Below are 15,429 nucleotides of genomic sequence, written 5' to 3'. Positions count from 1 at the left end.
AAATGAGAAAAGCAAGCCTTTCATGAAAGGCTTGCTTTTCTCTCTTTAGCGCCTCAGTCGCTGATCGACAATATTCCAGTCAAGATTGCGGAAAAATGCATCGATATAATCGTGGCGATTCAATCCGTAATCAAGCATATATGCATGCTCCCATACGTCCATTACTAAGAGCGCTGAACCGCCGCTCGGATGGCCGGTGTCATGCTCATTGATCCAAAAGTTGATCAGCCGGCCTGTAGCATTGTCCCTGTACAACACTGCCCAGCCTACACCGCGCATCATACCGGTAGCAATAAAATCAGCCTGCCAGAGGGCCAAACTGCCGAAATTAGCTTCAATACGCTCCACTAAATGGCATTCATCATCTACTTCACCATTGCCGCCCAGATTAGCAAAATAATATTCGTGCAGACGCATTCCATCGTATTCCCAGCCCAGCCGCCGTTTCAGTTCTGCATATTCCGGTGTGGAACCTTTTCCTTCAGCAATCAAATCTTCTAACGTTGATAAGAGTAAATTTGTATTTTTTACATATCCTTCATATAATGTAAAATGATTTTTCAGCAACCGGTTGCTGAATCCCTCCATCCCCAGCAGATGGGAATAATCCTTTACTTTATACACCATATTCATACCTCCTTTCCCCTGTCACTCTATTATTTTATGTTCTGAAACAGTTGCTGAACCCTTTATTGTAAAAAAATTCAGGCCGCAGTATGATAGATATAGCAACAAATAAAGTGAGGTGCTGAAAACTTGAAAATCGGCAAAGAGTTTATGGAGAAAACAAAACACCGACATTTGGAAAACTCCGATCAGTCATTAGGAAAGCCTCAACCTTCTCTCGAACTGGAATATGATCCGGCTGCACAGGTTGTTGACCTGCCACAGCTGCAGGATCTGCAAATCGATCCGCTTGCTGTCAGCACAGCTATTCAGCAGCGCCGGTCGGTCCGAAAATATGCTGGTCAGCATCTCTCTCTTGCCGAACTTTCTTATCTGTTATGGTGCACACAAGGAGTACAGAAGGCACTGCCGTCTCACACCCTTCGCACTGTACCTTCGGCAGGAGCCCGCCATGCTATTGAGACTTGGCTGGTCATTAATGACGTCAGCGGCGTCCAGCCCGGCTTGTACCGTTTTATTGCCAGCAAGCATCAACTGTCACTCGTTGCTCACTCCATTGATAATGATATTGCCGATCAAGTAACCAGCTACTGTTCGAATCAAGCTTTCATTAAGTCGGCAGCAGCACTTTTTATCTGGGTAGCTGTTCCCTATCGCATGAGCTGGCGTTATGGCGAGCGGGCCTATCGTTACCTGCATCTTGATGCCGGACACATCTGCCAGAATCTTTACCTGGCTGCTGAAAATATTAATGCCGGTGCTTGTGCCATTGCCTCTTATGATGATGATCAATTAAACACCTTCCTAGGTCTCGATGGTGATAACGCGTTTGCCATCTACCTTGCCACCGTTGGCCGCAAATAAATTTAAAATATATTGGAGAGAAACCATGTCTACTGAATCAACCAACCGCTACTCAATTCCCTTTACCCCTCTAGAAGATCGTATTTCTCAGGAAATGCCTCATCTTTCAGAGTCCCTCTGCGCTTTACGCACAGCAATCGGTGAAGATGATTTTGAGAAGTATATTAATTCACTGGCTTCCCTGCGCAAAGTAGATGATCAGTTATTGATCATCACCAGAAAGGAAATGTACCGTTCCGTGATCACCAGCCGCTTTTTGCCGGCACTTAAATCCGCATTTGCCGTAAACTTTATTCGTATTGTAAATCAGTAGCAGCTTACTTAAACAAAAGAGCAGTGGCTAAAATATGCCACTGCTCTTTCTATTACTGCTTTTGCGCCTTGATTAGCTCCAGAATCCCTGTCTCTTTTACGGTCTTAGTAAGTTTTTGACCATCTATCTGCCATTGCTCCGCCGTTTCTTTCGGGCCTAAATACTGTAACTGCAATCCCATATTATCTACACTTTTCTTAAACTCTGGATCCGCAATCATTGCTTTCAAACCATCAGCTAGTTTAGTTCTTACATCAGCCGGAATTTCCTTAGGTGCACTGATAGCAAACCAGATATTAAATATCATATCAACACCTTGTTCTTTGCAAGTCGGCACATCTGCAAATAATGGATCAGCAAGTCTTTTCTCATCTGTTATTGCCAGCACTTTGACCGTTCCATTTTTAACATACTCTCTAATTAATGCCGGTGATACAATCGCCATCTGAATATGTCCACCTAACAAAGCAGCTACCGTTTCTGAGCCGCCGCGGAAAGGGACTTGCTCCATACTGCTCTGGGTAGCTTTAGCAAATGTCTCTCCAGCAATATGGCTTAGTGAACCAATGCCTTGATGTCCGAACTTTACTTGTCCCGGATTCTGCTTACCATATTCAGCCAGATCCTGTATATCATTCCAAGGTTGATTCGCCAATACCACAATTAACCATGGTGTTGTGGTGACTTGTGCTAAAGGCTCTAATGCCGTCGGATAATTAAACTTTGTTGCGCCAAAGAGTGGATTTAAGATTACTTCAACGCCGGAAAGTCCAATGGTGTAGCCATCCGGATTAGAACTGGCTACTTCATTCAACCCAAGGCTGCCGGTGCTGCCAGGTTTATTGACAACAACTAAAGGCTGTCCTAAATGCTTGGCGGACACCTTTTCTAAACCGCGCGCTACCAGGTCAATAGCGCTCCCGGCACTAAAAGGAACAATTATCGTTACGGGCCTGTCCGGGTATTTGGTAGCGGCAGGCAATTTGGCAGTTTGCATACTTGCACACCCTCCTATTGCTACTGATATCACTAAACATGCTAGCACCCAAAAAATAGTTCTTTTTTTCACTCCTTGGCCTCCTTTTTTAGTTAGCTATTAGATTGGATTTAAATAGATTTTAAATATTATTGTTTTTGTGTTTTAATCAGTTCTAATATACCGGTATCGCGCACTGTTTTAGTTAATTTCTTACTATCATCCTGCCACTTTGCAGTCGCTTCCTTCGGTCCTGCAAAATCCAGTTGGTATCCCATAGCTTCGACACTTTTCTGAAACTCAGGAGTAGCAATAATGCTTTTTAAACCTTCAGCTAATTTATTTTTAATATGGGGAGGAAGTTCTTTGGGGCTTGCAATACCAAACCAACTGTTAAACACAATATCATAACCCTGTTCTTTAAAGGTTGGAACTTGCGCAAACACTGGGTCATTCAAGCGCTGATTATCAGAAACAGCCAAAGCACGCAGTGTACCATTTTTTAAATGCTCTTTAGCCATGGCTGGAGAAACAAATGCAATTTGTATATGCCCCCCAAGCAAAGCCGCAATTGTTTCTCCACCTCCGCGAAAAGGTACCTGCTCCAGATGGCTTCCTGCAGCTAAAGAAAATGTTTCCCCAACAATGTGACTAAATGACCCAATTCCTTGATGTCCAAACTTGAGCTTCCCTGAATTTGTTTCACCATAATCAATTACGTCTTTGACATTATTCCATGGCTGATTCGCTTGAATGACTAAAACTGATATTGAACTTGTAGCTTGGGCGAGCGGCTCCAATGCGGAAAGATAATTATATTTTGAAGACCCATATAACGGATTAAGTATTAATTCCACACTGGAAATTCCAATCGTATAGCCATCCGGTGCAGCTGCTACTAATTCATTAAACCCCAGGCTGCCTGCACCTCCCGGTTTATTAACAACAACCAATGGCTGTCCTAAGTGTTGCATTGCTGCCTTTTCCAGTAATCTCGCAATAAGATCCGGCCCACTGCCGGCACTAAACGGAACAATCACAGTAATTGGCCTGTCGGGATACTTGGGAGTATCTGGCACTTTTGCAGTTTGCATGCTTGTACAACCTCCTATTATTATCATACCAATCAGTAAAGCTGCCACTAACCATACAAAAGTCTTTTTTCCCACACTCTCGCCTCCATTCCTAAACTCTGATTAACAGCTTTCCCCCTTTCTTTCACCTTGCATTTTACGAAACCACCTGGCCGTATTATAGAGCATAATAATGGCACCAATGGATAAGATGGTCGCTGAAATAGGCCGGCTGACCAATGTCCATACATTCCCATTGCTGATAATTAAACCCTGCGTCAGTCCCCGTTCCAGCTCAGGCCCTAATACCAAGCCAATCACCAGCGGAGCCGGTTCAAAGCCTGCCCGGCGCAGCAAAAAACCAATTACGCCAAAAATAATAACCCAGCCCAAATCAAAGATACTATTGTTAATTGAATATGCTCCTGTTAGTGTAATTGCCGCTACTAGCGGCATTAATATATGTAACGGTGTTTTTAACAGTTGAACAAATACGCCAATCATCGGCAAGTTAATGATGAGTAAAATGACATTGCCGATATACATGCTGGCAATAAGCCCCCAAAACAAATCAGGCTGCTGCGTTATCAGCGCCGGACCGGGAATAATGCCATGAAGCATAAAGCCGCTGAGAATAATTGCCGTCGCCCCGCAAAAAGGCAGCCCCAGTGACAGTAAAGGAATCATCGTGGCCGAAATGGCAGAATTATTAGCCGCTTCAGGTCCTGCGACACCTTCAATTGCCCCATGCCCAAATTCAGCCGGGTTTTTACTAAACCGTTTTTCCACTGCGTATGATACGAAGCTGGCAATCGTTGCTGCTGGTCCAGGCAGTAGCCCTACCAGGAATCCAATAATTCCTCCGCGTACCATCGGTGTGCTTGAGCGGCGCATTTCCTCCTTGGTTGGATACAAATCACGCATGCGAATTGTCGGCACGGCTGGTCGAATATGAGGTTCCGTCATGACTGTAATGATTTCACCAATACCGAAAATGCCCATAGCAAGGATAGATAAATCAAAGCCACGGTCTAACTCGTCGATGCCAAACGTAAAGCGGCTAATCCCGGATAAACTGTCCATGCCGACCGTACCGAGCATAATACCGGTAGCTGCCATGAGCAATGATTTTAAAGGCGATGTACCTGACAGTTTGGATAAAACCGCCAGGCCAACTAACGCGATAGAAAAATACTCGGGGGGTCCGAAAGCCAACGCCGCCTGTGCTAATGGAGGTGCAAGCAGTGTCAACCCAATGATGCCGATGGTCCCCGCGATAAAAGAGCCGATCGCAGATACCGCCAAAGCAGCACCCGCCCGCCCGCGCTGCGCCATAGGATATCCGTCCAGGCAAGTGACTACTGAAGCGGCTTCGCCGGGAACATTCATGAGAATAGAGGTAGTTGATCCGCCGTATTTTGACCCGTAATAAATACCGGCAAACATAATCAAGGCTGACGTACTTTCCAGGCCATAGCTAAACGGCAATAAAAGCGCGATTGCACTGATCGTATCAATTCCCGGCAAAACGCCTACGAGAGTTCCGATGACAACACCAATAACGCACGCTAATAAATTTGCCGGGAGAATACTAATAGAAAACCCCTGCAGCAATAAGCTCAGTACTTCCAAACTTTCATCCCTCCCTTATGGCAGCGGGACCGCCAAATATCGTCCAAATACCAAATAGCATGCAGCAGAACTGATAACGGCAATCAGCAAAGGTTGAATCCAGCCCGAAGTATCCGTAACCTTTAGTAAATAGAAGAGAAGGATGAAGGTAGACAGTAAATAGCCAATACTGCTTAACACCACAATATAAAAAATAAAACCTATAATGATAAAAATGAATTTTGTCCAATCTGCCTTTTCACAAGGTATTGCCTTGCTCGACCGTGCTTGTCTGACCAGCAGCAGCGAAGATAACAACACAGCAGCACTTCCAGCCAAATGCGGCAAGAAACCGGATTTTGGCGAACTTAGCGTCCCAAAGGCGAGTTGTTGCGCCGCATACAAATAAGCACTACTTCCAAGTAAAAACAACAGCGTTATTATTTTTTCGATCATTTTGAACCACCTTTGTGTCCGAAGTTGCTATCCCAGGAGCAAATGCTATTGTAAAGACTGTGCCTTTTCCCGGTTCGCTCTCTACATGCAGAGATGCTCCATGGCGTTCAACAATTCTGTAGCAAATCGCCAAACCCAGGCCAGTGCCTTTTTCTTTGGTGGTAAAAAAGGGAGTACCCAATTTTTCTTTAATTTCCGGGGAAATACCGCTGCCATGATCCCGAATCGATAAATACACAATTCCTGCTTGTACTCTCGTGCGAATCTCTATCACGCCCGCAATGCCAGCCATTGCATCCAGTCCATTCCTAACCATATTTAAAATAAGCTGCCGAATACTGTTTTGGTCAACCGCAACAGTAGGAATATCCTTAAAATCAACTTTAATCTCACAATTGTTCCGTAATGCATCCGCCCGTAACAGAGGATAAATATCCCGGATGATATCGTTCAGGTTGATTTGGCTGAACTCCATTGCCCTGTTTTTTGCCAGGGATAAGAATTCGGTTATAATACTGTTGGCACGATCAATCTCATCAATCATCAGTTCCAGATTATCTTTTTGCTTGCTGAATTCGGCTTTTTTACTCATCAGCTGTAGCAGGCCGCGCACGGTGGTCATTGGGTTGCGCACTTCGTGAGCAATACTTGCCGCCATTTCACCAATAATATTCAATCGATCCAAGCGCGTCATCTTCTCAGTCTGATCACTGATGTATTTTAATATAGGAGTAAATTCTGTAATCTCACTGTTAAAACTAACGGTACGCCCCTCTACTATCATTTCGGCAAATAACTGCAAATCATTTTTCAGCTGAATGAACAGCTCTCTAAAAACAGCAACACACACCAATAACATAATAAATGCACCTAAAAAGGTGTTCAGTGTCCGTTTCCAGATTGCCCCGTAAACCGCATCCTGATTGATTGACGCAAAGGCATGGCCAACAATAACACCTTTATTTTCGATCGGTCGAACGTAGGTGATTACACTTGCGCCATGCCATATGAGTGAGCTTTTCTTTTCAATTAACTCAGGCTGGCCAGTCTCATAAACAGTGCCAAACTGATCCGGCTCCAAGCCGACAAGCAAAAGCGTATCAGCTGTAGGGCCGATAGCAATAATACTATTTTGAGACCGGGAATAAAAGCCATATTTAACAATGTTGATTGGTACTACGATGTCACCAAGTATAGACTGCAATTCTTCATTTGCGATCATAAGCTGCCCGTGCGCAATCTCAGCAGAATCAGAAAATTTTTCGGAGTTTACAATACCGGCACTTTTCTGGACAAGGAAATCGGTAATGGCAATGAGCCATTTGATATTTTTATCATTCTCTTCCTGTAGGGCTAACCAATGCTGGTAAGCCGTGATAGTAATCATTAATACTACTACAATACAAACAATCTTGAAATTCAGCTTTGTTGCCAGGTTAAGTTTCTTCACCGCTTTGGCACCTCTTAGCGACTAAATTCCAACTCTATCAGAAAATTCGTTTGCCTTCGCTATTTTTTTTGTATTTTATACAATTTTTTTATTTATGCTAGTGTTCGCTAATAAAAAGTTAAATCCTTCCAAGGAATGCGAAAGATTCGACAAATATTGAATAGTTCGTCAATATACAAAACACACCTGCCCTATATCTTAGGACAGGTGTGTTTTGTATAAGTAGTAACATAATTAATTTATGTTACCATTTTCCAACTACTATATGAAATACGCTATTATTACATTTTATCCTTTATTTCGCCAAATTTTTCTTTTTTTTGCGATTGTTTTACAAATTGAGATTGATATAAATATCATCAAGTTCATCTTTGGTAATCCCAATATAAGTTAACGTAATACTAGGAGCAGAATGATTGAGCAGTTTTTGAATTTTGGTTACATCTACGCCGCTTTTATGTGCCCAATAGCCAAAAGTTTTTCGTAGTGTATGGGTACCAATTGCCTCGCGAATACCGATATACCGCGCTGCATGATTAATGATGCGGTAAGCTTGGATCCTGGTAATCGGCCCGTCTCCTTTTTTACTTTTAAAAAGCCAGCCGCTTTCTTCTTTCACGTGTGAAAGATATTCATGAATGGCCTCCTTACATGTATCGGAAAGAGGAAAATCTTTAATTTTTCCTGTCTTCTTTTCTCTGATAATCACCCTGTTTTTGTTCTTTACATCAAATATCGTTAGCAACAATAAATCGGAGATTCGCAAACCGCTGTTAATCCCCAGCACAAATAGCAGCCAGTTTCGCAAGTTCTGCGCTTTTAAGTATTCTTTCATCGCATCAATTTGCTGCTTGCTTCGAATAGGCTCTACATACTCCATACAAACTACACATCCTCAACATGCTTCTTATTACCATTTCATTATACATTATGTTACTTTTAATCACAAAAATAATGTAACATAAATTAATTGTGTTACATTGCAGTTTTGATGCCGCTTTTCTCTATATTTTTTCTGTAAAACGCAATCATTTTTGCCTCCAACGATACCCTGCCCTTCAGGGCTTGGATATACTAATTTGCTCAAATTACAGTACCTAATTCGCAAAAAAACAAGGAGGCAAAAGGATGAAACTGACTTTAGGAATGAAAACGATTGGGTTCTTTTTACTGGTGGTGCTGGTAAGCGCAGTAGGGTCTGGTATTACGATGTATAAAATGAGCCATGTGAGTGAGGACTTACAGGCAATTCAAACACGCAGTCTTCCTACCTTAATGAAAACAAGCCAAGTGGCGTTTAATGCTGTTGTTGAAACAAGCAGCATACGCGGTTTCTTACTAAATGGCAAACAGGAAATGTTCGACAGCTATAAGCAAGCATCAAATGATAATGAAAAACTGGAAAAAGAATTATTCGCTCTGGCTGTGAATGAGGAAGGAAAAAAGATCCTCGCCGAATTAAAAGCACTGGACGATAATTATACAATTATTGCGGAACAAAAAGTGGTTCCCTTAAAAAGAGCAGGCAAGGACCAGGAAGCTTTACAGGTAGCTACTGATGAACTCACACCTGCAGGACAGGCTCTCATAAAAAAGGCAGAAGAATATTCCAGCTACCGGGAAAAGCAAATACAGGAGACCTTTGCTGATGTTATGGACAGTATGAGTTTCACAAGAACACTCACAAATGGTATTAGTATGTTTTCTATTATTCTCGGAATTACCATTGGTTTTTTCAGTTCCCGGGCAATTACCCGTCCTGTACACGGGCTATTACAAATTGCTCAGCAAATTGCCGCCGGCAATCTCAATCAACAAGTCGAAGTACAACGCAATGACGAAATCGGCGATTTACAAAAAGCCTTCAAAGCAATGATTGCGAACTTGCGGGAAGTTGTCCGTAATGTACAGGCCAATGCCGAGCAGGTAGCAGCTTCGTCCGAAGAACTGACAGCCAGTGCTGAGCAGTCCGCTCAGGCCGCCGATCAGGTAGCCCAGTCTATCACCAACGTCGCAAAAGGTACTGAGAAACAATTAACAGCGGTCAATGAAACCGTAGCTGTTGTAGAGCAACTATCAGCAAGCATTCAGCAAGTTGCTGCAAACACAAACATTGTAGCCGCCAACACTGATCAGACTGCGCAAGCAGCTACCAGCGGCGGCGAAGCGGTCAACTCCGCTATTTCACAAATGCATGCAATCGAGACAACAGTAGCCCATTCAGCCCAAGTCGTTGCCAAGCTTGGTGACCGCTCCAAAGAAATCGGACAAATTGTAAACACCATTTCCGGCATTGCCGGCCAAACCAATCTGCTGGCGCTGAATGCGGCTATCGAGGCGGCCCGGGCAGGTGAACAAGGCCGCGGCTTTGCCGTAGTAGCCGAAGAAGTACGCAAGCTCGCAGAACAATCGCAAGAAGCGGCTAAGCAGATTGCTACGCTTATTAGCGAAATTCAGGTAGATACTGATAAAGCAGTTGTGGCAATGGAGGCCGGTACAAGAGAGGTTAAGGTCGGCACTGAAGTTGTCAACAGTACAGGAAAAACATTTAAGGATATCATTGTCCTGATTGAGCAGATGTCTGCCGAAGTCAGGGAAATTTCCGCAGCCATTCAGCAGATGGCAAGCGGAAGCCAACAGATAGTAACGGCAGTACGGGAAATTGACGCCGTCAGCAAAGATACCTCCGGCCAGACACAAAGTGTCTCGGCTGCTACGGAAGAACAATCGGCCTCCATGCAGGAAATTGCTGCCTCCAGCGAAGCCCTCGCTAAAATGTCCGAGGATTTGCAAGGCGCCATCAAACGCTTTACACTATAATTCAGCTGGCAGACCGGTTACCAAGAAGGACGCACTCTATCAAGGATGTGCGTTCTTCTTTATTACTTGTAGAGCGTAACAGCTTATCATTTCGGACAAACTAATTTCTGAGGTGATAAAAATGTTGATAGCCGTCTGCCATTCGTGTAAGCAACTGCTGGCCAAGAGCGTTAATGAAGAAGCGGTTATAAAAGCTGCCGAGAAGCATCTGGATTCCAACGACGACCATGAAATTATTATCGGCGATGGGGAAGAAATAACCGAGGATCAATTGCTCGACCTAACTATCGCCGAATTGGAAGAGGGTAAGCCTCTTCATTGACAAGGATTTACAAAAATGCTACTATTATAACAATTTGAATAGGCCTGAATAGGTGCCCCTTGGGCGGCTCCGCCACTCCACCGAACTTGCAGTCCGGAAGAGGATTGGCAGCTTTTCAATAAACCGGTCGTTCTGCCCTTCCTGAATGCTCAGGGAGGGTTTTGTATTGTATTGAGGTGTTGTAATGAATAAACAAAAGTGGCTATATTTGCTTTCCGGCTTGCTGGTTACGGCCATGTTTTTAGCACCTGCCTTAGCGCCTAAACAGCAGGACCGCATGAAACAAGCAGCGCTCACCAGCAAACCGCAGCGCATCGTATCAATGTCACCAGGCAATACGGAGATTGTGTTCGCTCTGGGCGCCGGCGACCGGGTTGTAGGTGTAACCAGCTATTCCGACTACCCGGAAGAAGCCAAAACCAAACCTACGATTGGTGGCTACCACGCACCGGACGTGGAAAAGATTGTGTCCCTCGCACCGGACGTGGTATTTGCAATGACAGATATCCAAGCGAAATACATACAAATTCTACGACAGGCAGGCATCCGGGTTGTAGCGGTTGAGCCCAAAACACTTCCCGAAATTTTAAACGCGATAGACATCATCAGCGAAGCTCTTGGTGAAGAGGCGCGGGGCCGCCAGCTCCATCAGGAGCTGGCAGGACAGCTTGACCAGGTCCGGCGTCAAGTTGGTACAGCACCGGCTAAGCGCACTTTCTTAGAGGTATGGGATACTCCCCTCCTGACTGTAGGCCGTCAGTCTTTTATTCACGACCTGATTACCCAGGCTGGCGGCATCAATGTCTCAGCCGATAAAAACGTAGATTATACGCCCTGCGATATCGAGCAGCTCTATGCTTACAATCCTGAGGTGTATGTTGTGCTTAGCCACAGCCGCGAAGACATCCGCTCTGTAATAACCAATCCCAACCTGGCCGCGATTCAGGCGGTAAAAACAAATCAGGTTTTTTCCATTACCGACGACCTTTTACAGCGTCCGGGGCCACGCAGTTTTACCGGCTTAGTTAAATTAGCAGAAATTCTGCATCCGCAGGAAATGAAAGAACGGGAGAAAAAATGAAACAATTACTAACTCGCCCGCTGCTGCTGCTCAGCCTGGCACTTCTGCTGCTGGCGGCACTAGCCCTCTATATGCTCACAGTCGGAACGGCTGAAGTACCAGCTGCTGCAGTGTTTTCGGTTATCGTCCACAAGCTGTTCGGCCTGAGCACTGCTGATATATCTTCTACCGAACAAATTATTATCTGGAATATCCGCTGGCAGCGGGTAGCACTGGCAATGATCGTAGGCTGCGGATTAGCGGTTTCAGGAGCCTGCTTTCAGACGATGTTTAAGAATCCACTGGCTGATCCTTTTGTATTGGGCGTTTCGTCCGGAGCAGCTCTTGGGGCAGCCCTCTCAATCGTCACCCGCCACACCGAATTCATGATATTCATGGCTTTTGCCGGTGCAATTCTGAGCTTGACTCTTGTATATTTCTTCGGACAGCGCAGCATCCACATCCGGGCCGATCAACAGCTGCTGTTGGCCGGTATTGCCTGCGGCGCCATGCTGAATGCAGTATTAAGTGCACTAATGGCCTTGCATTCCGGTCAAATGCAAATGATTTTATTCTGGCTGATGGGAAGTCTGACCAATTATATGGACAGCCTGCTTCCCGTTCTTGTCATTGTAGCGTTAGGTCTTACGACCGCCCTCTTGTATGCCCGTGATCTGGATATACTGGCTTTAGGTGATGAGGAAGCCCGCTTCTTAGGTGTAGATGTAGACAAAGTAAAACTTTTTCTGCTTGTGTCAACTACCTTAATGACCGGAGCCTGTGTCTCGGTGAGCGGCATTATCGGATTTATCGGGTTGATTGTTCCTCATCTTGTCCGCAAATTGGTGGGTCCCGAGCATTTTGTCCTATTACCGCTTAGTGCTGTCTTTGGTGCCGTTTTTCTGTTAGTCGCCGATGGTTTAACCCGGCTGGTCCCCCTCATGTCCGGCATCCCTGTAGGCGTAGTAACGGCTTTGTTTGGCAGTCCGTTTTTCCTCTATGTATTATATACCGCCGGCAGGAGAGTACAGCAATGAGCATTCTGGATATACACGCCTTAGATGTTGGTTATCATTCCAAAACAATACTGCATAACATTACTTTGACGGTCGAAGAGGGGCAGTTTATCAGTGTTATTGCCCCAAACGGAACTGGTAAATCCACTTTATTAAAAGCAATTGCCGGCATCTTAAAACCGCTTGCAGGTACAATTTGCCTCAACAACAAAGCTCTGACCGACTATAGCCGACGCGAGCTGGCACAACAAATTGCCGTTGTCGGCTCAGAAGTTGCCATGCAGGAGTACACGGTCCTGCAAATGGTCTTAATGGGGCGCTTTCCGCACATCCCCCGCTTTTCCGGTCCTACCCGGAAAGACTATGAAATTGTCCAAATCGCTATGCAGGAAGCAGGAGTATGGGACAAGCGCTTTCGCTCATGCAGTGAATTAAGCCAGGGTGAGCGGCAAAAAATTATTATTGCCCGGGCATTGGCTCAGCAGCCCAAGCTGCTATTGCTGGACGAACCAACTTCTCATCTCGACGTTTCTAATCAATTCAGCATTCTCCATTTAATCAAAAAGCTGGCCATAACGAAAGACATGGCCGTTATCGCTGTTATGCATGATATTAACCTGGCAATGCAATTCAGCACCGATTTGCTGTTATTAAAAAAGGGGCAAATACTCGCTTACGGCAGCAGCCCCGGTGTTGCGACCGCCGAAAATCTGCGGAGTCTGTATGATATGGAATTTACGCTGCATTGCGATGCAGCAGCCACTTATGTCCGGCCTAATATTACGGAGTAACAATTGCTGAAAAAGGAGGAAGGGGAATGACCAGCCAACTGCTAAAAACCGGCGGGACACTGTTTGCCGATGAACATTCCATCATTTGCAGATTTCCTGCTCCCCGACTGACTTTAAGCACGTCATTATATAACGGCGGTTACCTGATGGCTGAAGCGGTCTTTAACCATCGCCTGAGCCTATTCGTCAATTCAGAGGCAGACTTGCCCGGTGGCAATTTAGAGAACTATTTGGCGTTAGTAGCAGCAGAACGCAAGCTGAACCGGGATTGCACCACTGGGCTGCTGACTAGTGCCGAAATGCACTGCCGGGGTTATCAAGCCTTGAGTTACCAGAATCTAACAGTAGAAACCCTGGCTACTGCCGGAGTTGACCAAAATGCCGCCCGTGCAGGTGAGCCTGCCTGCTATTATGAAGATAACGGCCGCTATCACCCTGTGGGCGGCACCATCAACATCCTGGCATTTACCAATGCCAAACTGGCTCACGGCACCATGGCAAAAGCACTAGTAACCATTACCGAAGCGAAAACGGCAACTCTCCAGGAGCTTGCGGTCCAAAGCTGCTGCACCCAGGGAAGCGCTACCGGAACCGGCACGGATGGCATCATTTTTGCTACCGATCCCTCTTCCACACTGGCTTGCACTGACGCAGGCACTCAGTCCAAACTGGGGGAGCTATTATCCAGAACAGCAAAATCGGCAATTAAGCAAGCTTTGGCACTGCAGTGCAGGATCGACCCCCGCCGCCAGGGTTCGATACAAGAACGCATCAGGCGGCTTGAGCTGGCAGCAGACAGCCGCGCCGATTCAATACCCGACTCCGGCCAGGCCCGTCTATTACTGGCAATGAGCCACTGTGCCTGGCAGGAATATTGCTGGGGCCTGCTGGGGATATCCGAACTGTATCAGTTCCTTTCCTATCTGGAAACACCGTCTTTGCAGCCACTTGGCTTGTCCTTATCAGTAGCGCTGCGGACAAAAATCAGTGCCCTCAGGCAGGAGCTTCACTTGTCGGACGGAACGAATGGAGAAAATTTCCCCGAATATTAATTAGAAAAGTCCTAAACAAAAAGCTGTTTCCAGCTAATGCCGGAAACAGCTTTTTGTTATTTATTCTGGCTATATTTCACAGGAATGATGATGAAAATCTTCTGTCTCAATCTGAATAGTGGCATGCTTGATGCGGAATTGTTCTTCCAGCAGGCATATGGCTTGCTGTAATAGTACTTGAGTATCCACATCTTTCTCAACCAGCAAATGGCAAGTCAGCGAATCCCTGCCGGAAGTAATAGTCCAGATATGCAGATCATGTACTTCCTTCACCCCTGCTAAGTTTGTCAGCGCTGCCTTTACTTGCTCCCAGTCAAGCGTTGGCGGTGTCCCCTCAAGCAGGATGTGAACCGCATCGTCAATCACCCGCCATGCCCCTCGCAAAATTAGCAGCGCTACCAGTACACTGATAATCGGGTCAGCCGTATACCAGCCGAAGAAATACATTAGGAGTCCGGCACCTATTGCTCCGACTGAGCCCAGTGCATCTCCTAAAACATGCAGATAAGCACTTTTGAGATTGATATTCTCCTCTACATCACCGTGACTGTGCAAAGTCCAGGCACTTAAAAGGTTTGCCAGTAAGCCAATCAGCGCAATTCCCATCATATACGTACTGTTGACCGGCGGAGGAGCCGAAAAACGCTCTGCCGCCTCCCAGATAATTATTCCGGCAATCGCAAATAAAGTCACGCCGTTCGCCAGCGCCGCCAGTATTTCAAAACGATAATAGCCATATGTTTTCTGGGAAGAAAGCGGCTTGGCCGCCAGATAGACGGCAGCTAAGCTAAGCGCAAGCGATCCTGTATCACTTAGCATATGCCCGGCATCGGACAGAAGAGCAAGACTGTTTGTAAACAATCCGCCCAGAAACTCCAGGATCATAATGCCTGCCGTAACAAACAGGGATATGATTAGCGCCCGTTTGTTGCCCGGCTCTTCTCCATGAGAATGGCTATGCAAATGGTTATGGCTGTGGTGCGAATGATCATGCATGA

Annotated in this window: 16 protein-coding genes; 8 read left to right on the top strand and 8 right to left on the bottom strand. The window is 45.6% G+C overall.

Annotated features, from left to right (window positions below; translation table 11 throughout):
• Positions 1-45: 45 nt before the first annotated feature.
• A complete protein-coding gene (locus EV210_RS16860) occupies positions 46-627 on the bottom strand; it encodes a superoxide dismutase (RefSeq protein ID WP_132082531.1) in 582 nt (193 codons plus the stop codon).
• Between the two features lie 129 nt (positions 628-756).
• Here EV210_RS16860 and EV210_RS16855 point away from each other — a divergent pair, with 129 nt between their 5' ends.
• Complete coding sequence (locus EV210_RS16855; protein ID WP_243650601.1) at positions 757-1,491, top strand: SagB/ThcOx family dehydrogenase; 735 nt, start codon at positions 757-759, stop codon at positions 1,489-1,491.
• A gap of 25 nt (positions 1,492-1,516) precedes the next feature.
• Complete coding sequence (locus EV210_RS16850; protein WP_132082530.1) at positions 1,517-1,804, top strand: hypothetical protein; 288 nt, start codon at positions 1,517-1,519, stop codon at positions 1,802-1,804.
• A gap of 52 nt (positions 1,805-1,856) precedes the next feature.
• On the opposite strand, the gene EV210_RS16845 is transcribed toward EV210_RS16850, so the two are convergent.
• From EV210_RS16845 to EV210_RS16820, 6 genes are all read right to left on the bottom strand, one after another.
• Positions 1,857-2,801, bottom strand: coding sequence for a Bug family tripartite tricarboxylate transporter substrate binding protein (locus tag EV210_RS16845; RefSeq protein ID WP_132082529.1), 945 nt, complete (start codon positions 2,799-2,801; stop codon positions 1,857-1,859).
• 128 nt (positions 2,802-2,929) lie between these two features.
• Entirely contained in the window at positions 2,930-3,874 is a 945-nt protein-coding gene (locus tag EV210_RS16840) for a tripartite tricarboxylate transporter substrate binding protein (RefSeq protein ID WP_132082574.1), read from the bottom strand.
• Between the two features lie 102 nt (positions 3,875-3,976).
• A complete protein-coding gene (locus tag EV210_RS16835) occupies positions 3,977-5,485 on the bottom strand; it encodes a tripartite tricarboxylate transporter permease (protein WP_132082528.1) in 1,509 nt (502 codons plus the stop codon).
• Between the two features lie 15 nt (positions 5,486-5,500).
• Positions 5,501-5,920, bottom strand: a complete 420-nt coding sequence (locus EV210_RS16830) for a tripartite tricarboxylate transporter TctB family protein (RefSeq protein ID WP_132082527.1) — start codon at positions 5,918-5,920, stop codon at positions 5,501-5,503.
• Entirely contained in the window at positions 5,877-7,370 is a 1,494-nt protein-coding gene (locus EV210_RS16825) for a two-component system sensor histidine kinase NtrB (RefSeq protein WP_132082526.1), read from the bottom strand. The genes EV210_RS16830 and EV210_RS16825 overlap by 44 nt, the downstream gene beginning before the upstream one ends.
• A 331-nt stretch (positions 7,371-7,701) precedes the next feature.
• Positions 7,702-8,250 (bottom strand): site-specific integrase, encoded by a 549-nt coding sequence (locus EV210_RS16820; protein ID WP_132082525.1) that lies wholly within the window; start codon positions 8,248-8,250, stop codon positions 7,702-7,704.
• 248 nt (positions 8,251-8,498) lie between these two features.
• Between EV210_RS16820 and EV210_RS16815 the strand changes: the two genes are divergently transcribed.
• From EV210_RS16815 to EV210_RS16790, 6 genes are all read left to right on the top strand, one after another.
• Positions 8,499-10,190, top strand: a complete 1,692-nt coding sequence (locus EV210_RS16815; RefSeq protein WP_132082524.1) for a HAMP domain-containing methyl-accepting chemotaxis protein — start codon at positions 8,499-8,501, stop codon at positions 10,188-10,190.
• 121 nt (positions 10,191-10,311) lie between these two features.
• A complete protein-coding gene (locus tag EV210_RS16810) occupies positions 10,312-10,512 on the top strand; it encodes a hypothetical protein (RefSeq protein WP_132082523.1) in 201 nt (66 codons plus the stop codon).
• Positions 10,513-10,696: 184 nt separating this feature from the next.
• Entirely contained in the window at positions 10,697-11,593 is an 897-nt protein-coding gene (locus tag EV210_RS16805; protein WP_132082522.1) for an ABC transporter substrate-binding protein, read from the top strand.
• Complete coding sequence (locus EV210_RS16800; protein ID WP_132082521.1) at positions 11,590-12,609, top strand: FecCD family ABC transporter permease; 1,020 nt, start codon at positions 11,590-11,592, stop codon at positions 12,607-12,609. Before EV210_RS16805 ends, EV210_RS16800 begins: the two co-directional genes overlap by 4 nt.
• Complete coding sequence (locus EV210_RS16795; RefSeq protein WP_132082520.1) at positions 12,606-13,379, top strand: ABC transporter ATP-binding protein; 774 nt, start codon at positions 12,606-12,608, stop codon at positions 13,377-13,379. Before EV210_RS16800 ends, EV210_RS16795 begins: the two co-directional genes overlap by 4 nt.
• 26 nt (positions 13,380-13,405) lie before the next feature.
• Positions 13,406-14,431 carry an adenosylcobinamide amidohydrolase gene (locus EV210_RS16790; RefSeq protein WP_132082519.1) on the top strand — a complete coding sequence of 342 codons (1,026 nt, stop codon included), beginning with the start codon at positions 13,406-13,408 and terminating at the stop codon, positions 14,429-14,431.
• A 69-nt stretch (positions 14,432-14,500) separates the two neighbouring features.
• Here EV210_RS16790 and EV210_RS16785 read toward each other — a convergent pair whose 3' ends face one another.
• Complete coding sequence (locus EV210_RS16785; protein ID WP_132082518.1) at positions 14,501-15,427, bottom strand: cation diffusion facilitator family transporter; 927 nt, start codon at positions 15,425-15,427, stop codon at positions 14,501-14,503.
• Positions 15,428-15,429 lie beyond the last annotated feature (2 nt).

Origin of the sequence: Anaerospora hongkongensis, assembly GCF_004339805.1 — a bacterium.
Classification (GTDB): domain Bacteria; phylum Bacillota; class Negativicutes; order Sporomusales; family DSM-15969; genus Anaerospora; species Anaerospora hongkongensis.
Note: the sequence above shows the minus strand (reverse complement) of the source record. Positions and strands in the feature narration are given on the sequence as shown.